Origin of the sequence: Heyndrickxia sp. FSL K6-6286 (assembly GCF_038630395.1) — a bacterium.
In the GTDB taxonomy this organism is placed as follows: Bacteria; Bacillota; Bacilli; order Bacillales; family Bacillaceae_C; genus Heyndrickxia; species Heyndrickxia oleronia.
Genome location: NZ_CP152029.1, coordinates 1,247,470 through 1,269,942 on the forward strand (window position 1 = coordinate 1,247,470; position 22,473 = coordinate 1,269,942).

Genomic DNA, 22,473 nt, shown 5'->3' on the forward strand with positions numbered 1-22,473 from the left:
ATTAAGGTTGAAAAGACGTTCACTACTTTCAATTACTTTAGCATCTGTTCTTGGAATTGGCAGTGTACTCGCTTACCAATCGGATGCATTTGCTTCGAAACTATCAGACTTACAGAATCAAAAAAAGAATGTTGAATCGAAAAGCTCAACGATTAAATCTGATATTAATGAAAAAGATCAAGGCATTAAGGAAATACAAGGTAAGCAAAATACACTAGAAAATGAATTAGCCTCACTAGATATTAAAATTGCGACTACAGATGAGCAAATTCAAGAAAAACAACAACAAATTAAAGAAGCTCAACAAGCTATTGACAAATTAAAAACAGAAATCAGTGTCTTGAAAAAACGAATCGAAGAAAGAAATCAATTATTAGATCAACGTGCTCGTGCCATTCAGACAAATGGTGGAAGTTCCGTTAACTTTTTAGATGTGATTTTAGGATCAGACAGTTTTGCCGATTTATTAGATCGAATGTCTGCTGTTACGACATTAGTAAATGCGGATAAACAAATTATTGAAGAACAGAAAAAAGATCAGGCTGAATTAGAGAAGAAACAAGCAGATGTTGAGAAGAAGCTAAAAACCCTTGAAGAAATGCAAGCTAAATTACAATCAATGAAGATTGAAATGAATCAACAAAAAGCTCGTAAGAATCAAATTATGAAAGAGCTTGGCAAGCAAAAGAAGCAGCTCGAAAATGATAAACTCTCTTTAGAAGAAGAGCAATCGATTTTATCAGCGCAAAAATCTGCAATTGAAAAGGCGATAAAATTAGAAAAAAATCGAATCGCAGAACAAGAGAGACTTGCAAAACAAAGACAAAGACAAAGACAAAGACAGCAGCAGCAGAGTCAGCACTCTTATTCTGGTGGAGGTAGTTCCTCAGGTACACCACCGGTTTCATCTGGTTCATTTATGAGACCTGCACAAGGATATATCTCTTCGGAATTTGGTAATCGTTCCTTTGATGCAGATGGATTCCATTCTGGGATTGATATTGCCAAGGGAGGTACTGTTCCAATAGTCGCAGCAGGTGATGGAGTAGTTACAAGATCATACTTTTCTTCAAGCTACGGGAATGCTATCTTTATTACGCACTCAGTTAATGGACAAATTTACACAACGGTTTATGCACATATGAGTTCGCGTCTTGTTGGGGATTCAACTCCGGTTCATAAAGGACAAATCATCGGATACATGGGAAGTACTGGACAAGCCTATGGCCAGCATTTACATTTTGAATTCTATGTCGGTCCATGGACAGCATCCCACTCAAATGCAGTTAACCCTAGGAACTATATCAGCTTCTAAAGATTAAAAGTCACATCAATAATGATGTGGCTTTTTTTATACATAATACATGTATAAAAACTTATTAAATGTGTAAATGGTGCCTGAGATAACTTTATATGGTATGATACTGGTGAGTTTATTTATTCGAGAAATATGGGATCTTGTTAAAGGAGTTCAGGATGACAATTCTTACGATTTTGTTAGCATTCTTCTTCATTTTAAATTTTATTTTATCAGGTATCGTTATATTTCTAGAACGGAGAAATATAGGTGCAACTTGGGCGTGGTTGTTAGTTTTACTTTTCATACCTGTTGCTGGATTTATTATATATTTAATTTTTGGACAAAATTTAAGCAGAAGAAGAATTTTTTATTGGAAAGATCAAGAGAAAATTGGGATAAAAGAAATATCTCAGCGCCAAATAGATATGCTCAGAAATAATAATTTTCCTTTCCATGATGAACGTACTGTTCAATATAAAGAACTTGTTTATATGCTTCTTGTCAATGATGATGCGGTTATGTCCCATGATAATGATGTTGAAATTTTTATTGATGGGGATGACAAATTTCAATCACTTTTTGAGGATATAAGAAAGGCAAAGGATCATATTCATTTACTCTATTACATCGTCCGTGATGATTTATTAGGTCAGAAGCTCGTAGAACTGCTGACGATTAAGGCGAAAGAGGGAGTAACTGTTCGTTTCGTTTATGACGATATGGGCTCAAGAAGACTACCACGTAAATTTTTTAAGTCACTAGTCGATGCAGGGGGACAAGTCGCTTCATTCTTCCCAGCTAAAATCCCGATGCTTAATTTACGAGTAAATTTTCGCAATCATAGAAAGTTAGCCATTATTGATGGAAATATTGGTTATATCGGTGGTTTCAATATTGGTGACGAATATCTAGGTTTAAATAAGCGATTCGGATATTGGCGTGATACTCATTTGAAAATTACTGGAAAAGCTGTGTATGCTATGCAAACACGCTTTATTCTTGATTGGAATCAGGCTTCATCAAAAGAAATCAGGTATGAGGGAAGATATTTCCCTGACATTTCATCTATAGGTTACACCGATGTTCAAATTGTATCTAGTGGTCCTGATTCAGAATGGGAACAAATTAAAAATGGTTATATTAAAATGATCAATTCTGCCAAAAAGTATATTTTCATGCAAACACCTTACTTTATCCCCGACGATAGTTTATTAAATGCTATAAAAATTGCTATTCTATCTGGTGTCGATGTAAGGTTAATGATCCCTAATAAGCCGGATCATATGTTTGTGTATTGGGCAACCTATTCCTATGTAGGTGAGCTATTGAAAACTGGTGCAAAGGTTTATATTTATGATAATGGATTCATTCATGCGAAAATGTTAGTGGTCGATGGGAAAATTGCGACTGTCGGAACAGCAAATATTGATAATCGAAGTTTCCGATTAAATTTTGAGGTTAATGCATTTTTATATAGTCATCATATTTCAAAGAAACTCGAAAAAATATACATGGATGATATGGGAAAATCAAAGGAATTAACATTAGAAGAATATCTATTACGTCCGAAATGGATTCGTTTTAAGGAGTCCATTTCTAGATTATTATCTCCGATTTTATAACGTTACGAAAAGAGGGTTGCCCGAGAAATGGGTAGCCCTCTTTTTGTTGTTTGTAAACTGATTTTGACAAAAGTCTACAGAAGGCGTACAATTTAAAATATTTTAACTTTAGTGTCAATTACTTAACTAAATGGATATGGGGTGCTAATTGAATGGAGAAATCATTTGAAACAGCAATTGTACATAATTCTTTAATAAATACCTCGAATATACATAGTAAAACAACACCAATATATCAGACCTCTGCATTTACGTTTCAATCATTGGAGGCATTAGAAGAGTTTTATCAAGGGAATATTCCATATCTCTACTCCCGGACTGGTAACCCAAATACAGATGAATTAGGACAAGCTGTTGCAAGATTAGAAGGTGCACCTGATGGTGTTGCTACATCCTCAGGACTCTCCGCTATTTTAGCAGGGATATTAGCTGTCGCCTCTGCTGGCGATCATATTGTTGCGGCAGATGATATATATGGCGGAACCCATCATTTATTAAAACACGAATTAAAGGAACTTGGAATTGAAACCACATTTATCCCTTTTAAAGATGCTTCAATGATTCGAAAGGCGATTCGATCAAATACAAAGCTTCTTTATTCCGAAACAGTAACCAACCCATTTTTACGGATAGAAAACGTGACTGAATTGGTTCGAATCGCAAAGGAATTTCAGCTTTGCACAATGGTAGATAATACATTCGCAACTCCATATTTATTGCAGCCTTTTAAGGACGGAGTGGATATTGTGGCTCATAGCGCAACGAAATATATAGGTGGGCACAGTGATGTAACCGCTGGCGTAGTTGTTGGAGCAGAAGCATTGATGGCAAAAGCAAGACAAAAGGTAGTTAATTTGGGTACAAATTTAAGTCCCTTTGAAGCATGGCTTACTAGTAGAGGGTTAAAAACACTTGCATTAAGAATGGAGCGCCAAGCAACTAATGCTCAACTGTTAGCAGAAAGCCTAACGAATCATTCCAATGTAAAAAAAGTTTACTATCCAGAAAATCTATCAACTAAGGGAAATGGTGCGATAGTTACAATTGAATTAGGAGAAGCTGTAGATATTCATCAGTTTTTTTCCTCTTTAGGCTGGGTAAAACTTGTTCCTACATTAGCAGGAGTGGAAACAACTGTATCCTATCCGTTTGGAACATCTCATCGTAGTCTTACTTTAGAGGAGCAAGAAAGCATAGGAATCAATCAGTGGGTTATTCGCATTTCGGTAGGAATAGAAGATTCAGCAGATATTATTAAGCAATTTAAGCGTGCGATAGAAGCCGCATTATAAGATTGGTATCAAGTTTAGTATCGTTTGCTACTTTGATAAAAAGTCATGCCTTTTCACTTAGCGGCTGTTTTAAAGGGATGAAAGAAATATCCACTAAAAAGTTTTTTTAATAGAAAAAAGGTTGACGAACTATTCATCCATCTTTTATAATGCAAAACAAGAGCAATTTAAAATTTTCTAAATTTAATAATCACTCTTATCGTGAGCGGCGGAGGGACTAGGCCCTTTGAAGCCCGGCAACCTTCAAGCATTCGTGCTTGAAAAGGTGCTAATTCCTACAGATCAATTAGATCTGAAAGATAAGGGGAGGAACTGATATAATAAGCCCTCTTCTTATGAAGAGGGTTTTTTGTTTCCCCTCATTCCATACTTCTCAAATCCCACAACAGAGGAATTACTCAATGAACCTTACCTAGTTTAAGCGGCTTAATGTTATTAGCCATTGAATGTTATTTAGCCTCACCTGAATAATAAAAAGATCTAGGAGGAATTCAAAATGACAAATGAAAACTATCAACCAGAAACGTTATTACTTCATGGGGGACAGGAGCCTGATCCAACGACAGGTTCACGGGCTGTTCCTGTTTATAAGACGACATCCTATGTTTTTAAAGATACAGATCATGCCCAAGGGTTATTTGCCCTTGAACAACCTGGCTATATTTATACAAGAATTGGCAATCCAACGGTTGATGTATTTGAGCAGCGTATTGCCCTTTTGGAAGGGGGAACAGCAGCTGTTGCACTTTCATCAGGGATGGCCGCCATTGCTTTTTCTATTTTAAATATTGCTAGTGCAGGAGATGAAATTATCGCTGCTGGAAATCTTTATGGCGGGACTTTTAATCTCTTTGCAACGACGCTTCCTAGATATGGGATTCAAGTGAAATTTGTTGATGCAACTGATCCGGAAAATTTTCGGGAAGCAATCACACCAAAAACGAAAGCTCTTTTTGCAGAAATTATTGGCAATCCAAGCCTACATGTTTTAGATGTTGAGGCAGTAGCAAATGTTGCCCATGAAAATGGAATTCCGTTGATCATAGATAATACCTTCGGAACACCATATCTATCTAATCCAATAAAATGGGGTGCTGATATTGTTGTTCATTCCGCTACTAAATGGATTGGCGGACATGGTACGACAATCGGCGGTGTCGTGATTGATGGAGGTAAATTTGATTGGAATAGTGATAAATTCCCTTATTTTAAAGAGCCGGATGAAAGTTATCATGGCCTTCGATATGGCATTGATGTGCCTCAAGCAGCATTTGCCACAAAACTTCGTGTGCAGTTATTGCGTGATTTCGGTGCTAGCTTAAGTCCTGATAGTGCATTCTTATTATTACAAGGTCTTGAAACATTGCATCTACGTGTACAAAAGCATAATGAAAATGCATTGAAGATTGCCCAATTTTTACAAGATCATCCTGCCGTTGCTTGGGTTAATTATACAGGACTAGAGGAACATCCATCATATGAGCTTGCAACTAAATATTTCAAAGGTGGATTTGGTTCCATTGTCAACTTTGGGATTAAAGGTGGTCGGGAAGTAGGAAGAAAAGTCATCGATGAGATAAAATTATGGTCTCATGTTGCAAATGTGGGGGATGCAAAATCTTTAATTATCCATCCTGCATCTACTACCCATCAACAGCTTAATGCAGAGGATCTTAAACTAACAGGTGTAACAGAGGAACTGATTCGCCTTTCGGTCGGCTTGGAAGCAGTAGAGGATTTAACAGCAGATTTAGATCAAGCGATTGTAAAAGCAACAAGTGTCACAGTATAGAAATAGTAAATTTTTGCACAGTCGGTCAGGCGAATAAGGGGGATTTCTTAATGTCAGTCATAAAGGCAGCGCTTTTAGGTTTTGGAACGGTTGGTGAAGGTGTCTATACTGCAATTCACTCCCATCAACAGCAGCTTAATGAACTGCTGGGAGTAAGGGTGGAAATTGTTGCGGTATTGATTCGGGATAAAAATAAAAAGAGACACATTGAGTCGAATATACTTGTCACAACAGATTTCGAAGAGATTCTTAATATACGTGATTTGGATGTAGTTTTTGAAGCGATTGTAGGAGAGGAACCAGGTTACACGTATTTGAAGCAGGCAATTGATAAGGGCATCCATGTGATTACAGCTAATAAGGTCATGTTTGCAAAATATGGGCAGGAATTAATTCATAAAGCAAAGCAACGGAATGTAAAACTTGCATTTGAAGCAACAACGGCTGGTGGGGTTCCAATTATAAGAACCATCCAACGATTGCTGCAAGTTAATCGAATTACAAAGGTTCAAGGGATACTAAATGGCACCTCAAATTTTATTTTGACAAAAATGAGAGAGAACAAGTTGTCATTCGAGGCAGCTCTTCATTTAGCACAGCAAAAAGGCTATGCGGAGGCTGACCCGACGAATGATATTAGTGGAAAAGATGCCTTTTGTAAATTAATGATATTAAGTCAACTTGTATTTGGTGAACAGCCATGCTGGTCTGAAGTGAAAATTGAAGGAATCACTTCGATTTCCCAGCAACAAATAGAAGAAAAAGAGCATCAAGGTCAAAGATATAAACATATTGCGGAGATTTATAAAGAAGGCAAGCTGATAAAAGCTTCTGTGAAGCCGATTATTGTGGACAGTAATCACCCACTGTACTCGATTGAAGGTGTCGAAAATGCCATTGCACTAGAAGCAAGCTTGGTTGGAAATATTACATTACAAGGACCTGGAGCTGGGAAAATGCCTACAGCGAGTGCGATGATTGAGGACTTTGCTGAAATAGTCCAACACCAACAGTTACAGGAGAAAATCCCTGCATTGCAAATGTAAAACTGGCGACTTCGCCAGTTTTTTTATTTAGGAAATGACAACTATTTAGAAATACTTTTTATCTATCGCCTAGCCCACCTCTGAGATCAAGAAACCAATAATGTAGTTGTTGATTTTAAGAATATGAGTACTTGTCGAGGGCTTATTAAGGTGCACGACTGGATTTGTTGAATATCCTGGTTATGAAAGTTTCATAACTCGTCCTTTTCTCACATATATTGAAGAATAGGCTTACAAACTATGCGGAACCAATCTTACTCCCTTAGCGGAAGGATCCGTCAGCATGCTTTTTAAGAGAGGGGGACGCTTATGAAACGGAAATGGATGGCAGTGATGGTCTCAGGTGCATTAATAACAGGTGCAAGTGGAACATATGTCGGAATGAAATGGTTTGAAGCAGAGGATGTTCAAATAAATGAACAATCAAAGGACGAGCATTTTCTGGAATCTACAAATAGCAAGGGGCAATCCCTTCCAGATTTAGCGAAAATCGCCCAAGCGTATAATCTCATCAAAGGTTCTTATGTTGAGGAAGTGGATGATCAACAACTAGTTGAAGGGGCAATACAAGGTATGGTGAGTACTTTAGATGATCCATACTCGATATATATGGATGCCAAAACAGCTTCCAAATTCAATCAAACATTAGAATCTTCATTTGAAGGAATTGGAGCAGAGGTAACCGCAAAAGATGGAAAAATCCTAATTGTTTCCCCATATAAAAATTCCCCTGCAGAAAAGTCGGGGTTAAAACCGAAAGATGAAATTATCAAAATCGATGGGGAAAGTATTGAAGGTCTGGATTTGTATCAAGCTACAACAAAGATTCGCGGAAAAAAAGGAACGACAGTAACGCTTGATATTAAGAGGGAAGGAGTTAGTAAAGCCCTTCAATTTAAGGTGAAGCGTGATGAAATCCCGATGGAAACAGTATTTGCAAGTATAAAGTATGAAGGGAATAAACCGATTGGTTACATTGAGATCACGCAGTTTTCCAAAGATACCGCAAAAGATTTTAAAAGAGAATTGAAAAAACTTGAAAAACAAAATATGAAAGGATTAATTATTGATGTAAGAGGAAATCCGGGAGGGCTTTTGCTTAGTGTTCAAGAGATTTTAGATACACTTGTAACGAGTCAAAAGCCTTATTATCAAATCCAACAGCGAGATGGTGAGAAGCTACCCTACTACTCAAACCTGGAGAAAAGTAAACCGTATTCGATTGCTGTCCTCGTAGATGAGGGGAGTGCATCAGCATCGGAAATTCTTGCAGGTGCATTGAAGGAAGCAGAAGGGTATACATTAATTGGTGAAAAAACATTCGGAAAAGGAACAGTTCAGGATGCCGTTCCAATGGGAGATGGAAGCACAATAAAATTAACAATGTATAAATGGCTTACACCAAACGGAAATTGGATTCATCATAAGGGAATTCAACCTACAATCGAAATGAAACAACCAGATTATTTTTATATTCATCCATTAGAGGTTGAGGAAACATTGAAGCCTGATATGAATAATGAGCAAGTTAAAATTGCACAGAAAATGCTTGATGGTCTCGGATATTCACCGGGTCGTAGTGATGGTTATTATAATCAAAAAACAAAAACAGCGGTAAGAGCCTTTCAGAATCAAGTAAGCCTACCTGCTACAGGAGAGCTTGATGTGAAAACAGCTCAACGATTAGAAGAAGAAATTATCTCAGCAATTAAGGATGAAAAAAATGATCTTCAATTACAAGTTGCATTAAAATACTTTCAATAGTATCTAAGTATCTATTTATTTTGAAGGAGATTCAATCAGTCATACATTTCTTTACCACCTAACCGATCAATCGATGTTTAATATAGATTGTTGTTTTAGTAAAAGCCCTCCTAGCGATATTTAAACCTAGTAAATACTTAAGCGACTTTATGGATTATACAGTGACATAGAGGGGTTAGTCTTCAACCTATATTCATCAGTTAATGATTAACCTAAAATAGCAATAATGTTTAGGAAAAGAGCTTAATATAAAACTGATCATAGGTTTTATGCGAACAATCTGCTAAAATAAGAATAATAGATTGTACTTGGTAAGGTGGTGGAAGAATTTGAGTCAGGTGTGGTTAATTGAAATCCTAAAAGGAATAGGGAAGTTCTTTCTTCATCCGATCTTCTATTATTCGATCTTTTTGGCTATTCTTGCAGGGATTGTTCGAGTAAAAAAAGAACGGAATGATTTCCATATTCGTGTATATGATATATATCAAGAATTGCGCTATCTATTACCTGCAGGTTTATTAATAGGATTAATTGTATCTTTGATTACGATTAGCAGTGGTTTTGTTATCTCTTTTTCAATGATTGCTGTACTTGCTATTATAACCATCGTACTTAGCCTTATTGGAAATTTTCGCTATCTATCTTCTGCATTTACAATTGGTTTTTCGTTTATCCTATTATTTTTAGCTAGCGAAATGAATTGGGATTTTCCAATATTATCTGAACATCCATCAGACAGTAGTTTGTCAGGATTTATCGTAATACTTGGTATACTGCTGATTGTTGAAGGGATTCAAATGGTTCGGAATGGAACAAAGAAATTTTCACCGATTCTTCGAGAAAGTCGTCGTGGATTAACTGTAGGAGCGCATCAAGTAAAAAGAATATGGTTGATACCGGTTTTTTGCTTCCTTCCTGTTGGGCCTATGACTGCTCCTTTTGAATGGTGGCCGACCTTTGACTTTGGTACTACATCCTATTCACTCATTCTTATCCCATTTGCTGTTGGCTTCCAACAGCAAATCCAAAGCACATTACCACAAATAGCGGTTAAGCGGATTGGTATGAATGTTATATGGCTTGGGATTATTGCTTTAGCAATTGCAATAGCTGGTATGTGGTGGTCTATCTTTTCCATTGCAGCTGTTATTATTGCGATACTAGGAAGAGGATGGATTTCTTACCGTCATCGAGTCCGCGAAAATTCATCAACCTATTATTTCACTCCTCAGAAAAAAGGGCTTATGGTATTAGACGTTATTCCTTTTTCACCAGCCGAGAAATTAGGGCTGCAAATGGGAGAGATTATTTATAAATGCAATGGACAAATAACACTTAATAAGAATGAGTTTTATAAAGCTCTTCAAAAAAATCGTGCGTATTGTAAATTAGAAGTTTTTGATGTGAACGGAGAAATTCGCTTTGTTCAAGGTGCGTTATTCGAGGGAGATCATCATGAGTTAGGGATATTAACAATTGAGGATAAGAAAAAGTGGAATGGCAATGAAGCATCTTAGTCTTATTTTCTATCATTCTCTCAAAGGAACCATGTCAATCTGATATGGTTCCTTTGTGTCACTAAAAAAATTAGAGGTGGAGTATGGGTCAGTTTACACACTTAGAATTTCTACAAAATATAGGTTCACAAAAGCCAAAAACAATAAATAATCATGAAGCACAATGTCCTTTTTGTCAGGTGGATCAACTAGAAAACATACTAGCACAACAAGATACGATCATATTATTGAAAAATAAATATGCAACCCTAAAGGATACTTTTCAAACAGTATTAATAGAAACAGACCAATGTCAATCGGATCTATCTTTATATACAAAAGAACATCTTTATCAATTGATAGATTTTGGTGTTCATCATTGGTTGGATATGGTAAATAGCGGAAAATACACTTCTGTCATTTTCTTCAAAAATCATGGTCCGTTATCAGGAGGGACAATCCGTCATCCCCATATGCAAATTGTTGGACTTCGGAATATCAATTATCAACATAATATAAATAAAGCTGATTTCATGGGGATTGAAATAGCAAGTCAATCGAGTGTAGAGTTCAATCTCTCAAGCAAACCAAGAATGGGCTTTTTTGAATATAATGTTCTTTTGCACGATCTTAAAGATTTGCAGATCATGGCGGATTATATTCAATTAGCCGTACATTACATTCTTCATCATAGTCATTTTAAATGTGAAAGCTACAATCTTTTTTTCTATCAAATAGATGGGCAGATAGCTTGTAAAATTATTCCTAGATACATTACCCCCCCTCTATTTGTAGGATATTCGATACCACAGGTCGCAAGTAACTTAGACGAAATTGTAGACCGAATAAAAAGCATCTATAAATTATAAGTCCTATGCTTAATAAATAGTATAGGACTTATTTGTATTATTAAGGTAAAGGGTTATTTAAACTTTGCCATTCGTTTAATATCATGTTTTTTCCAATCACAATGATTATATCATGTAGCTTTAATTGGTAATTTGGCTCTGGGGCGATTGCCATTTTCCCGTTAGCATGTCGGATTGCAATGATGTTGACATTGTATTTAGCACGGATGTCAAGGGCGATAAGTGATTGGCCTACTAATGAATCAGGTATCTTTACTTCTTCAATACTGTATTCCTCTGATAGTTCGATATAATCGATAATATTTGGAGTCATTAGTTTGTGAGCAATTCGTAATGCCATATCTCGATCTGGATAGACGACTTCAGTTGCCCCAACTTTTGATAACACAAGCCCATGATGCTTATTAAGAGCCTTTGCAACGATATGCTTAACACCTAGTTCATGTAAGATTACGACAGTTAATATACTTGCTTGCATATTATCGCCAATCGAGACAATAACCGTATCAAAATTTCGTATTCCTATGTTTCGCATGCTTAACTCTTCCGTTGAATCTGCAATAATGGCATGGCTGACAATGTCTTGATGCTCATCAATTCGATCTTCATTAATATCGATGCCAAGAACTTCATTATTTGCCGAATAAAGTGCTTGTGCAATGGCTGATCCGAACCTTCCAAGTCCAATCACTGCGTATTGTTTTGGCATAAAATTTCCCACCTAATTAAAAATAAATAGCTGTTTTTGTGTAGTTTGTTGCATGTGTAAAAGCCAAACTGGTGACTTTTACACCCAATAAAGGATTCAAGCGATTCTTATGGAGACTACAGCTTTTTTTAGTGAAACAGCCGATATTATTTGTAAAAAATAGCAACAATGTTTGAGAAAAGTGTCAAATAAATTAACCAATCATAAACCTTCCTTTTGGATAACGATAGAACTCTTTGTCTTGTTTATGGGTTAAAGCGATTGCAATCGTTAATGGCCCTAAACGGCCGATAAACATTGTTATGGCTATAAGAATTTTGCCGAATGTGGAGAGATCTGGAGTAAGTCCCATTGAAAGTCCCACCGTTCCGAATGCAGAAGTTGCTTCAAAAAGAATAACAAGAAACTTGGTTTCAGCTTCAGTAATAGAAAGAATCATAGTAACAAGAATGACAACGATAAAACCAATTAACGAAACGGTAATTGCTTTATAAATCGTCGTCGGAACTAATCGCTGACGAAAGAATACGACATCTTGTTTCCCTTTTACTTGTGACCATGCTGCACCTAATAAGGTGACGAAGGTAGTGGTTTTAATTCCTCCACCAGTTGAGCCTGGAGACGCACCGATAAACATTAGAATGATGATTAGAAATATAGTGGAATCAGATAAATCTCCAATACTTAATGTATTTGCTCCCGCTGTACGAGCTGTCACCGATTGGAAGAGTGAGGCTAATATTTTCCCAGAAAAAGATAAGGGTCCTAGTGTTTTTTGATTATAAAATTCTAACCAAAAAATAAAGATCGTTCCTAAAATGATTAGAGAGAAAGTGGTGCATAGCACAACTTTGCTATGTAAAGAAAACTTTTGAAAGGATTTGTGTTCAAGAAAATCATGAACAACGATAAATCCAATTCCGCCTAAAATGATTAAGGAGGAAATTACAAGGGTAACAACAGGGTCTTCAACATATCCGGTTAGGCTACGAAACTCACCAAATAGGTCAAAGCCGGCATTATTAAAATTAGAGATGGAATGGAATATCCCATAATAGATTGCCCTCGAAATAGGCATATCAAAGGAAAAACGAATAGATAAAAGAATTGCCCCTAAGCCCTCTGTTAATACAGTAAAAAGGAAGACTGTTTTTACTAACCGTACTACACCTTGCGGAGAGACAACATTAAATGCCTCTTGTAATAATAATCGCTCCTTAAGAGAAATTTTTCTCCCAATTAATAAAGCAAATAATGTCGCGAAGGTCATAAAACCAAGGCCACCAATTTGAATTAAGGATAGAATGACAATCTGTCCAAAGAATGAAAAGGTTGTTCCTGTATCTACAACAACAAGTCCGGTTACACAAGTTGCAGACGTCGCAGTAAATAATGCATTTAACCAGCTAAGTCCACGATGATCCGTAGTTGAAACAGACAAGGAGAGTAGTAAAGTACCTATAAGAATAATAATGGCGAATCCAAGTATTAAAATCTTCGGGGGCGTTAGTTTTAAGTTTCTATAGAGTTGATTAATCATGGTAAAATCCTTCCTTTGATCTCCATTTAGTTTAATTCAAGAAGAGGGCAATTATTCATTTGATAAGGTAATAACTTATTTGCTCTGGACCATCGACGATCTAGAGTGGTTAAGATTTGTTTGGTAGGTTATTAGGCTAATTACCTTCATACAATATAATGAAGGCTTTTAAAGGAGAGATGTACATGTATAACGTGTTGATGTTTGTAGATTCAGGGGTAGATGATTCCTTTGCCTTAATGTATGCATTGCAACATCCTGAAATAAATGTTGTAGGAGTTGTGAGTGGATATGGGAATATAACAAAGGAACAATCAATGACAAACACCGCATATTTATTACACTTGGCAGGAAGAGAGGATATCCCTATTATAGCTGGATCATCTGGTCCATTATCGGGAGAAATTGCTAAGTATTATCCTGAAATTCACGGTCAAGAAGGATTAGGGCCGATTAATCCTCCAAAGGAATTTGGCGAAGTCAAGATATTTGACATTGATAAAATAATTGAAATTATTGATGCATATCCTAATAGGCTTATTATTATTGGAATAGGAAGACAGACAGATGTAGCTTTACCTTTTATTATTTATGGAAATGATGCTTATCAGACGGTAAATGCATTTTATATCATGGGTGGTGCCTTTCTTGTTCCTGGCAATGTTACTGCTGAGGCAGAAGCTAATTTTTATTCTGACCCTATTGCTGCGTATCAAGTCATGGAAAAAGGAAGAAACATTTTTTTACATCCATTAAACATAACGAACAAAGCGATTATCCCACCTGAAACGATTGATTATCTAGCGCAAAATAGCCGATCAGCTTTTAAACCTATTATCAAGCCTGCATACGATTATTACTTGAATGCATATAAGAAGAATGTTCCTGGTATACAGGCCGCACCGCTACATGATGTATTAACCATTAGTGCCCTAGCTAATCCAGCCCTCGTAAAATACTTACCTAGAAGAGTAACAATTGAACAATTTGGTGCAGCAAGAGGAAAGAGTATTGCCGACTTCCGACCAAAACCGGACCCGCAGCCGAAAGAAACCCTTGATTGGATTGGAATGGAAGTGGATGTTCCAAAGTTTATTGAGAACTTTACTACTGTTTTTATGGCGTAGGTGAAAAAAACTACTACAGGTTGTAATGACAATTAGTAGTAGTTTTTTTCATTCAATTTACTTGACAAGTAAGAGTTTTTTAATTATCTTTAATTCAAGATATTTGTAAACTAAATAATGTAATCATAGATATTATTATTTAAAAGGAGTGTAATATTATGCAATTAAAAGGAATTCATCATGTTTCTGCGATTACTGCAAATGCTCAGGAAAATCTTCATTTCTATACAAAAGTACTCGGTATGCGCTTAATTAAGAAAACGGTTAATCAAGATAATCCCTCAGTCTATCATTTATTTTATGGAGATGAAAAAGGGAGTGCTGGCACTGAATTAACATACTTTGAAATTCCTCATGCAGCAAGAAACCATGATGGGAATAACAGTATTTCGGAGATATCTTTAAGGGTTAAAAATGATCATGCACTAACGTTTTGGAAAAAGAGATTTGAAGAACTGAATGTAGAGCACGAGGAGATTACAGAAGTCTTTAATCGCCAAACCTTACGTTTTAAGGATTTTGAAGGGCAGCGAATGGCGCTTATCTCTGATGAAAAGAATACAGGAGTTGAAAGTGGCAGACCGTGGGAAAAAAGCCCAGTGCCGCAGGAGTTTGGCATCACTGGTTTAGGTCCGGTTAAACTAACGGTACCAGATGCAAAGCAAACGATAACCACTCTTACAGAGATTCTAGGATTTCATAAAAAAGGTCATTATCCATCCTCTATTCCAGGTCAAAGTGATATTATCGTATACGAAACCGGCGAGGGTGGTACGGGAGCGGAAGTCCATATCGAAGAAAGAAATGATTTACCTCGGGAAAGATTGGGACGTGGCGGTGTCCATCATGTTGCCTTCCGTGTAGATAATGCGGATGAACTACATGATTGGATACAAAAAGTACAAGATGAACAAATGGTGAACTCTGGATTTGTTGATAGGTTCTACTTTAAATCTCTTTATTTTAGAGAACCTAATCGGATTCTTTTTGAGCTTGCAACAGACGGACCCGGATTTGCAACAGATGAAGACATCGAACATTTAGGGGAATCTTTGGCATTACCACCATTCTTAGAACCAAAACGTAATGAAATTGAGGCAAAATTAAAACCGCTTCATACGAAACAATAAATTTTTTTCAAAAAGGGGGTTAGTCCCCCTTTTTTTTAATATTGCATTTTCCGGAAATCAAAGTACGATTTTCTTTGGAAAGTTAAAAGGCCAACTTTCCTTTATGGGAAAATCAAAGTACGATTTTCTTTGGAAAGTTATAGGGCCAACTTTCCTTTATGGGAAAATCAAAGTACGATTTTCTTTGGAAAGTTAAAAGGGCAACTTTCCTTTATGGGAAAATCAAAGTACGATTTTCTTTGGAAAGTTATAGGGCCAACTTTCCTTTATGGGAAAATCAACGTATGGATTTTCTTTGGAAATTATAAGGCCAACTTTCCTTTATAGGAAAATCAAAGAACGGATTTTCTTTACAAAGTTAAGGCTTAACCTTGCTATTATGTTTCGGAACGATAGGATTTCCCTTTTTCTTCACTGAGTCCAAAATAATGCCGGAAATTATAGATAAGTGGGCTCCAGCTTTTAGGATCTATATGATTGCCATCTCCCATCATAATATTTTCATGAGCATGTACATGAATGGCTCGTGTCTCTACGATTGCAAAAAAGGGTGTTTCCTCTGGAATACGGAAATGTTTCATCTCTGCTTCAATTTGAATTGGGCATTCTGCAATTCTACTAGGTTGAACCGAAACAGATGGGATCGAAGTAAATTGTCCTGCTTGAAATTTATCTTTTTCATATGTAAAACCCAGTTCCTTCTTTTCTGCTGGGATATCTTTTTTTCCAGTGTATGGTGCAAGTGCTTCAACATTTTTCCATAGTTCTGGATGAGGTATGTTGATCACACATTCAGAACATTTTTGTAAATTTTCAAATGCCTTTCCTTCGATTGAAATCCCAATGATCAGTGAGTCTCCTAATGCCCAAGAGGAGGATAGGGGACTAATATTTGTTGAACCATCCTCATTTAATGTGTTCATTAAGATAACAGGTGTACCATAATATAAAATTTTAGGATGTATGATTCTTGATTTTGGCAATTGTTTGTTTATCATTGTTCTTTTCTCTCCTTTGCCTTCGCGATATGAAAGTAATTGTAATATGAAAAAATTACAAATATCATCGAAATATGGATGTTTTTCCTTCAAGGAACTTTGTTGCGAAATAGTGATTGAAAAACTTCAATAAATGACCTGTTTTCTATATAATTTAAATAGAGGGAAAATTCTTGATGATAGGGGCGATAAACCTGAATATCACGAAACTACAACCAAGTCAATTTAGAGAGGCACTAAAATTATCAGAGTATGCTTTTCAGTTTCAAATTTCAGAAGAAGAAGCAGAGAAAAAAATAGAGTCATATATGGATCATGATATATATGGTATGTATGAGGATGAAGTATTAGCGGCAAAAATACATATTCGTCCATTTCAAATTTGGTTAAATGGTCAAAAAATAAGGATGGGTGGAATTGCAAATGTTGCCACTTATCCAGAGTACAGAAGAAATGGTTATATACGTGAACTTCTTACGCATTCCTTAGCTCAAATGAAAAAAAGGGGTCAACTTGTTTCATATCTCCATCCATTTTCTATTGGTTTTTATCGAAAATTTGGGTGGGAGACCTTCTCGAATTATATTAAAATTCATTTTTCCAAGGCAGATTTGATTAAACAAAATGAAGTTCCTGGATATATCAAGCGATTCACAAAGACAAATTATACTAGAGATGTAGAAAAGATCTATGATGAATATGCACAAAGGTTTATTGGTATGTTTGCTCGTGATGAAAATCGGTGGAAAGATACAATAATCAATGATAGGAATGTAGCGATTTACTATAATCTAGACCATGAGCCACTTGGATATATTTTATATCAAGTAGCTAATTCAAAAATGGAAATTAGGGAAATCGTTACAACTCAACATGAGGCTAGAGTTGGACTTTGGAATTTCATTTGTCAGCATGATTCGATGGTGACAGAGATAGAAATGAATACATATGAAACAGACCCGTTCCTATTTACTCTAGCTAATCCTGATATGAAAGTACATCGTTTAACCTATGGAATGGCAAGAATTATTGATGTACAAGAATTTTTAAATGTTTATCCTTTTCAACCAACCAATCATGAATCTGTCTCATTCCAAATCATCGATGAAAATGCTCCTTGGAATACAGGAACATATACGTTAAGCAATCAATCAACAATCTCCTATTCACCACATATAGAGCAACAAGAAATGAGTTGCAGTTGCTTATCCATTAATCATTTTACAGCTTTATTATTCCGTTATAAATCGGCACAGGAGCTTATAGATATTGGAGCAATAAAAGGAAATAAAGAAGAAATACTTAAATTAGAAGAGCTACTACCAAAGGTAAAACCCAATCTAATGGATTTCTTTTAACCAGAAGATAAAAAAAGCCTGCTAGAAAAACGAAGAGCGAGGTATTCGCTCAATAGTTTAGCAGGGTTTTTTTAGTTTTAAAATATTTATTAGTTACTGTGGAAACGAGTTTACCTCCAAATCGGGCATCAAAGTCCCACAATGGTTACCGTAGAAAGGGTCACCAATCGGCCTCAATGGTTACCGATGAAAGGGGTTTTCCGCCAAATGGGACACTAATGGCCCTCAATGGTTACCGAGGAAAGGAGTTTTTGTCCAAAAGGGTCACCAAAGGTACTAAATGGTTACCGAGAACACGAGTTTTCCCGGAAAAGGGTCACTAAAGGCCTTCAATGGTTACCGAAGAAAGGAGTTTTCCGCCCAAAGGGACACTAAAGGCCCACAATGGTTACCGATGAAAGGAGTTTTCCCGCCAAAGGGACACTAAAGGCCTTCAATGGTTACCGAAGAAAGGAGTTTTCCACTAAATGGGTCACCAAAGTCCCACAATGATTACCGTGGAAACGAGTTTTCCTCCGAATGGGTCATCAATGTCCCAACATGGTTACAGAAGAAAGGAGTTTCCCCTCAAAAAGGGTCACCAACCGCCCACAATAGTTACCGAGGAAAGGAGTTTTCCCGGAAAAGGGTCACTAAAGGCCTTCAATGGTTACCGAAGAAAGGAGTTTTCCGCCCAAAGGGTCACCAATCGGCATCAATGGTTACCGAAGAAAGGAGTTTTCCGTCCAAAGGGTCATCAAAGTCCCACAATGGTTACCGAGGAAAGGAGTTTTTCGCCCAAAGGGTCACCAATGGTACTCAATGGTTACCGAGAACACGAGTTTACCCGGCAAAGGGTCACCCAAGGCCGTCAATAGTTACCGCAGACAGGAGTTTCCCCAAAAATGGGTCACCAATGGTACTTAATGGTTACCGAAGAAAGGAGTTTCCCCCAAAAAGGGTCACCAACCGCCCACAATGGGTACCGAGGAAAGGGGTTTTCCACTAAACCTGTCATCAAAGGCCTCATTCGTTTTCCCCCTGGACCTGTTTTGTCTGTCAGTAGCAGTCATTTTCTATGGACTTCAAATTTCCACTCATCCATATGTTGATCATCACGGAAATGTCGCTGAGTTATTGTGCCATTACCTTTTCTGCTTGCCAATAAATTTCACTGTATACATCTGCTAGTGCTTCGGCAGATCGATATAATTCATCTAATGTATTGTCTACACCACCAATTTCAAATAACATAGCTTGTGAGGCAAGATCTTGATTGTATTTTCCATTTCCTTCATCAAATCCTTTAGAAAAGATATGGAAGATAAGACCAGGATATTTTGCTTCCATTTTCTTTTTGAATTCAAGGGCGAAACTACGATTTTTTTCATAGTTTTGTACTTCCTTGCCAAGAACTAGAGAGATTCTCGCATAGGATTTTCCATTGATCGTTGTCGTAGTAAGCTCTCGTCCTTGGGAATCCCGGTGAATATCGATTATATTTGTTATATCTGTATTTTTCGCTAAAGCTGAAGCGACAATCGTTCTTGATACATTATAGGCGGCATTCGTTTTTAATCCTTTAGCATGTAGCATTTCAGCCATATTTGTTTTATCATGTTCAACACCTATACCTCGCTTCTCTAGTTCCTCAGCAAGCTTAGATCCCACAGCAATAACATTCACTTTTTCATTATTGCTTGAAACGGCCCCGTTTTTTAATAATGGCTTAAAGGATTCATAACTATGGGTGTGATAAATATAGACTACCTTTCTTCCATTGGTTGTTTGATTAGGCTTTTCTGTTTCTTCTGGTGTTTCCTCTGTAATGATTTTGTCTTCATTAATTTCATTATCCTTTAACAATTCCTCAAGTGGGGGAGAAGATTCCACAGGCAAGTTTGTATAGTCCGCTCCATTTCCGGCGTAAATAATTTCAGCGTCATATGCGTAAAATCCAGGTAACTCTCTACCTAATAAACTTCGAATATCCCCTGGTTTTAAATTAGTAGCTGCTTTGAAAACGATGGTTGATACTTTTGGAGGTTTACTTTTCTCAGGTAAAACATCTGAAACCTGTGAAAACTCCATGCCCATTAAGTAAATAAAGTTTTCAGGTGCAAAGTTTTTGATGGATTGACTGACATAGGTGGAAGTGAATAATTTACTGCCGAAAGAGGTTAATAGGCTAGAAACAACTAGAATCCCAGTTACTAGTAGGAAAGGTATAAGGAACGATAATCTCAATTTCATCCATGCACCTCACATCTATTGATAAAAAATCAGCATAATCATATCCATAAATTTATATGTTTTTATCGAAAATAATAGAATAAAAAAAGAGAATTAGATAAGAAAAGAAAAAATAGATTATTTTTTCTTTATAAGGATGGTAAAATAAAAAAAGTTGAAGGAGGTAGAATAATTTGCATTTATGGGAATCTTTTGTAGCTTTTGTTCTTGGATTGGTAGAGGGGTTAACCGAATTTGCTCCAGTATCATCTACAGGACATATGATTATTGTCGATGATCTTCTTTTAAAATCAAAGGAATTATTCTCACAGGAAATAGCAAATACGTTTAAAGTAGTGATTCAATTAGGATCAATTCTAGCGGCTGTTGTAGTCTTTTGGGACAGGTTTTTAAACTTGTTAGGTTTAAAGAAAAATGTAACGGTAGAACAACAAAGAGGCCAACGCCTGAAATTATCTCAGGTCATTGTCGGTTTAATTCCTGCGGGAGTACTTGGATTTCTTTTTGATGATTACATAGATGAACATTTATTTTCCGTGAATACGGTAGTAATCGGATTATTTGCAGGGGCTATTTTAATGATTGTAGCTGACTTGGTTCGTCCACGTAAGCCAAAAGTAGAAACTGTTGATCAAATGACCTATACTCAAGCATTTATTATTGGTTTATTTCAATGTATTGCCTTATGGCCTGGTTTTTCGCGATCAGGTTCGACCATCTCTGGTGGGGTATTACTAGGACTTAACCATCGTGCTGCTTCCGACTTTACTTTTATAATGGCTGTTCCTATTATGGCAGGAGCTAGCTTTATATCATTGCTGAAAAATTGGGAATATATTACATCGGCTTCTATTCCATTTTTTATTGTTGGCTTTATTAGTGCATTTATTTTCGCATTATTAGCGATTCGTTTCTTCTTAAAGCTTATTAATAAAATAAAATTGATTCCATTTGCAATCTATCGAATCATTCTTGCCATTGTGATTTATTTCGTATTTTTATAAAAAACGTACCAATTAGTGCATAAAAATATGTTGCTAATGTAAAAGCTTAATGTTCGCTTTTACAATCTAAACATTACCTAAATAGCAACTATATTTGAGAAAAGATCCAAAAAATAAAAAACGTCCATCATTGGACGTTTTTTATCATGAAGTAAAGAATTTACGGGCTTTTTCAAAGTATTCCATGTCTTCGTCAAGCAATTCTTCTTCATGAAAAATAGCATCAACAGGACATACAGCTTGGCAAGCACCGCAATCGATGCAAATATCCGGATCAATATAAAATTGATCTTTTCCTTCAGCAATACAGTCGACTGGGCAAACTTCTACACATTCAGCTGCCTTTTCCCCTTGACAAGGGAATGTAATAACATAAGCCATGTTACATTAACCACCTTTTTTTACCAATAGGGACTGTCTGAAAAGTGCTTTTTAGAAACCCCTTGGTTCATTTCTTTATGTTATATTTTATCATATGAAAAGTTTGTTTTCGAATGAATCAATAAGAATTTTAGCTTAAATTGATCATTTCTACTAATTGTTTAATGATTTTTGCATAAAGACGACTTGATTAGCGAGTCCATTGATTCGTTCGATAATCGTTTCATCAATGATTTCATTATTCGCATTAAAATGATCATTATGCACATAAACATAGTTTGGTGCAACGTAGGAACGGAAGAAACCAGCAATTGGTTTTAATTGATTTTCAATTACTAGAAAATGCTGATAGGTTCCACCTGTTGCCGCAAATCCGATGACTTTGCCATGAAAGGCAGAAACAGGCACTAGATCAAATAAATTTTTTAAAGCTCCAGTCATCGAAGCTTGATAAATAGGTGTGGCAATGATATACATATCAGCATCTTTCACGATATCTATCACTTTTTTTGTGTCTCCTGTGTATGATGCAGGATCACGTCCATCACAAAATTGAATATCATATTTACCTAAGTCTAAACATTCTGTTTCAATTTCAGGAAATTGCTCTTTCGCTGAATCGAGAATCTTTTCTACGACTAACCGTGTTCTAGTTCCTGAAATTGTTCCAGAGATTCCAAGTAGCTTCATGTTAATCTCCTCAATTATAAATAAAATTATGTAGTCACATTGCTTATAATAAAATATGCAATGTCATTCGTTTGTGTACACTTTTTATATATTTTTGTATAAAATGTTGTTATAATAAATATA

At 36.2% G+C, this 22,473-nt stretch carries 18 protein-coding genes and 1 riboswitch; of the genes, 12 read left to right on the forward strand and 6 right to left on the reverse strand.

Going from position 1 to position 22,473, the window contains the following annotated elements; genetic code table 11:
- Positions 1–7 precede the first annotated feature (7 nt).
- The 8 genes from MHI39_RS06205 to MHI39_RS06240 all read left to right on the forward strand — a co-directional run bounded on the left by MHI39_RS06205 (position 8) and on the right by MHI39_RS06240 (position 11,181).
- Positions 8–1,315 (forward strand): peptidoglycan DD-metalloendopeptidase family protein, encoded by a 1,308-nt coding sequence (locus tag MHI39_RS06205; RefSeq protein WP_342540906.1) that lies wholly within the window; start codon positions 8–10, stop codon positions 1,313–1,315.
- 161 nt (positions 1,316–1,476) lie between these two features.
- Positions 1,477–2,922 carry a cardiolipin synthase gene (gene cls, locus MHI39_RS06210; RefSeq protein WP_342540907.1) on the forward strand — a complete coding sequence of 482 codons (1,446 nt, stop codon included), beginning with the start codon at positions 1,477–1,479 and terminating at the stop codon, positions 2,920–2,922.
- Between the two features lie 152 nt (positions 2,923–3,074).
- Entirely contained in the window at positions 3,075–4,214 is a 1,140-nt protein-coding gene (locus MHI39_RS06215) for an aminotransferase class I/II-fold pyridoxal phosphate-dependent enzyme (protein ID WP_071976511.1), read from the forward strand.
- 193 nt (positions 4,215–4,407) lie between these two features.
- Positions 4,408–4,520, forward strand: a riboswitch (SAM riboswitch).
- Positions 4,521–4,710: 190 nt separating this feature from the next.
- On the forward strand, positions 4,711–6,006 hold the full coding sequence (locus tag MHI39_RS06220) for an O-acetylhomoserine aminocarboxypropyltransferase/cysteine synthase family protein (RefSeq protein ID WP_259549318.1): 1,296 nt from the start codon (positions 4,711–4,713) through the stop codon (positions 6,004–6,006).
- Between the two features lie 50 nt (positions 6,007–6,056).
- Positions 6,057–7,052: a homoserine dehydrogenase gene (locus tag MHI39_RS06225; protein WP_342540908.1), complete on the forward strand. Its 996-nt coding sequence runs from the start codon at positions 6,057–6,059 to the stop codon at positions 7,050–7,052.
- Between the two features lie 309 nt (positions 7,053–7,361).
- The gene (locus tag MHI39_RS06230) at positions 7,362–8,816 is read left to right on the forward strand and encodes a S41 family peptidase (RefSeq protein WP_071976509.1); all 1,455 of its coding nucleotides are present in this window, start codon (positions 7,362–7,364) and stop codon (positions 8,814–8,816) included.
- Between the two features lie 338 nt (positions 8,817–9,154).
- The gene (locus MHI39_RS06235) at positions 9,155–10,333 is read left to right on the forward strand and encodes a PDZ domain-containing protein (RefSeq protein ID WP_342541425.1); all 1,179 of its coding nucleotides are present in this window, start codon (positions 9,155–9,157) and stop codon (positions 10,331–10,333) included.
- Between the two features lie 83 nt (positions 10,334–10,416).
- A complete protein-coding gene (locus tag MHI39_RS06240) occupies positions 10,417–11,181 on the forward strand; it encodes a DUF4931 domain-containing protein (RefSeq protein WP_342540909.1) in 765 nt (254 codons plus the stop codon).
- 40 nt (positions 11,182–11,221) lie between these two features.
- On the opposite strand, the gene MHI39_RS06245 is transcribed toward MHI39_RS06240, so the two are convergent.
- Both MHI39_RS06245 and MHI39_RS06250 read right to left on the reverse strand, forming a co-directional pair.
- On the reverse strand, positions 11,222–11,890 hold the full coding sequence (locus MHI39_RS06245) for a TrkA family potassium uptake protein (protein WP_342540910.1): 669 nt from the start codon (positions 11,888–11,890) through the stop codon (positions 11,222–11,224).
- Positions 11,891–12,083: 193 nt separating this feature from the next.
- Positions 12,084–13,430 (reverse strand): TrkH family potassium uptake protein, encoded by a 1,347-nt coding sequence (locus tag MHI39_RS06250; protein ID WP_342540911.1) that lies wholly within the window; start codon positions 13,428–13,430, stop codon positions 12,084–12,086.
- A gap of 185 nt (positions 13,431–13,615) precedes the next feature.
- On the opposite strand from MHI39_RS06250, the gene MHI39_RS06255 reads away from it, so the two are divergent.
- Positions 13,616–14,557, forward strand: coding sequence for a nucleoside hydrolase (locus tag MHI39_RS06255; protein WP_058002919.1), 942 nt, complete (start codon positions 13,616–13,618; stop codon positions 14,555–14,557).
- A gap of 158 nt (positions 14,558–14,715) precedes the next feature.
- Positions 14,716–15,687 (forward strand): ring-cleaving dioxygenase, encoded by a 972-nt coding sequence (locus MHI39_RS06260; RefSeq protein WP_342540912.1) that lies wholly within the window; start codon positions 14,716–14,718, stop codon positions 15,685–15,687.
- Between the two features lie 377 nt (positions 15,688–16,064).
- On the opposite strand, the gene MHI39_RS06265 is transcribed toward MHI39_RS06260, so the two are convergent.
- Positions 16,065–16,685 (reverse strand): flavin reductase family protein, encoded by a 621-nt coding sequence (locus MHI39_RS06265; RefSeq protein WP_058002917.1) that lies wholly within the window; start codon positions 16,683–16,685, stop codon positions 16,065–16,067.
- A gap of 176 nt (positions 16,686–16,861) precedes the next feature.
- Here MHI39_RS06265 and MHI39_RS06270 point away from each other — a divergent pair, with 176 nt between their 5' ends.
- A complete protein-coding gene (locus MHI39_RS06270) occupies positions 16,862–18,043 on the forward strand; it encodes a GNAT family N-acetyltransferase (RefSeq protein WP_058002916.1) in 1,182 nt (393 codons plus the stop codon).
- 1,113 nt (positions 18,044–19,156) lie between these two features.
- Here MHI39_RS06270 and MHI39_RS06275 read toward each other — a convergent pair.
- Positions 19,157–20,275, reverse strand: a complete 1,119-nt coding sequence (locus MHI39_RS06275) for a stage II sporulation protein P (RefSeq protein WP_251338324.1) — start codon at positions 20,273–20,275, stop codon at positions 19,157–19,159.
- 173 nt (positions 20,276–20,448) lie between these two features.
- Between MHI39_RS06275 and MHI39_RS06280 the strand changes: the two genes are divergently transcribed.
- Positions 20,449–21,279 (forward strand): undecaprenyl-diphosphate phosphatase, encoded by an 831-nt coding sequence (locus MHI39_RS06280; RefSeq protein ID WP_058002913.1) that lies wholly within the window; start codon positions 20,449–20,451, stop codon positions 21,277–21,279.
- A 144-nt stretch (positions 21,280–21,423) separates the two neighbouring features.
- Here the strand turns inward: MHI39_RS06280 and MHI39_RS06285 are convergent, their stop codons facing one another.
- Both MHI39_RS06285 and MHI39_RS06290 read right to left on the reverse strand, forming a co-directional pair.
- Entirely contained in the window at positions 21,424–21,660 is a 237-nt protein-coding gene (locus tag MHI39_RS06285) for a 4Fe-4S binding protein (protein ID WP_058002912.1), read from the reverse strand.
- A 153-nt stretch (positions 21,661–21,813) separates the two neighbouring features.
- Complete coding sequence (locus MHI39_RS06290) at positions 21,814–22,350, reverse strand: NAD(P)H-dependent oxidoreductase (protein WP_259549327.1); 537 nt, start codon at positions 22,348–22,350, stop codon at positions 21,814–21,816.
- Positions 22,351–22,473: the final 123 nt, after the last annotated feature.

Excerpts from the sequence above, each read along its gene's own strand:
- cls (WP_342540907.1), top strand. The coding sequence starts at position 1,477 with ATGACAATTCTTACGATTTTGTTAGCATTCTTCTTCATTTTAAATTTT.
- MHI39_RS06290 (WP_259549327.1), bottom strand. The coding sequence starts at position 22,350 with ATGAAGCTACTTGGAATCTCTGGAACAATTTCAGGAACTAGAACACGG.
- MHI39_RS06240 (WP_342540909.1), top strand. The coding sequence starts at position 10,417 with ATGGGTCAGTTTACACACTTAGAATTTCTACAAAATATAGGTTCACAA.
- MHI39_RS06275 (WP_251338324.1), bottom strand. The coding sequence starts at position 20,275 with ATGAAATTGAGATTATCGTTCCTTATACCTTTCCTACTAGTAACTGGG.
- MHI39_RS06245 (WP_342540910.1), bottom strand. The coding sequence starts at position 11,890 with ATGCCAAAACAATACGCAGTGATTGGACTTGGAAGGTTCGGATCAGCC.
- MHI39_RS06270 (WP_058002916.1), top strand. The coding sequence starts at position 16,862 with ATGATAGGGGCGATAAACCTGAATATCACGAAACTACAACCAAGTCAA.
- MHI39_RS06250 (WP_342540911.1), bottom strand. The coding sequence starts at position 13,430 with ATGATTAATCAACTCTATAGAAACTTAAAACTAACGCCCCCGAAGATT.
- MHI39_RS06215 (WP_071976511.1), top strand. The coding sequence starts at position 3,075 with ATGGAGAAATCATTTGAAACAGCAATTGTACATAATTCTTTAATAAAT.
- MHI39_RS06265 (WP_058002917.1), bottom strand. The coding sequence starts at position 16,685 with ATGATAAACAAACAATTGCCAAAATCAAGAATCATACATCCTAAAATT.
- MHI39_RS06285 (WP_058002912.1), bottom strand. The coding sequence starts at position 21,660 with ATGGCTTATGTTATTACATTCCCTTGTCAAGGGGAAAAGGCAGCTGAA.
- MHI39_RS06225 (WP_342540908.1), top strand. The coding sequence starts at position 6,057 with ATGTCAGTCATAAAGGCAGCGCTTTTAGGTTTTGGAACGGTTGGTGAA.
- MHI39_RS06255 (WP_058002919.1), top strand. The coding sequence starts at position 13,616 with ATGTATAACGTGTTGATGTTTGTAGATTCAGGGGTAGATGATTCCTTT.
- MHI39_RS06260 (WP_342540912.1), top strand. The coding sequence starts at position 14,716 with ATGCAATTAAAAGGAATTCATCATGTTTCTGCGATTACTGCAAATGCT.
- MHI39_RS06230 (WP_071976509.1), top strand. The coding sequence starts at position 7,362 with ATGAAACGGAAATGGATGGCAGTGATGGTCTCAGGTGCATTAATAACA.
- MHI39_RS06220 (WP_259549318.1), top strand. The coding sequence starts at position 4,711 with ATGACAAATGAAAACTATCAACCAGAAACGTTATTACTTCATGGGGGA.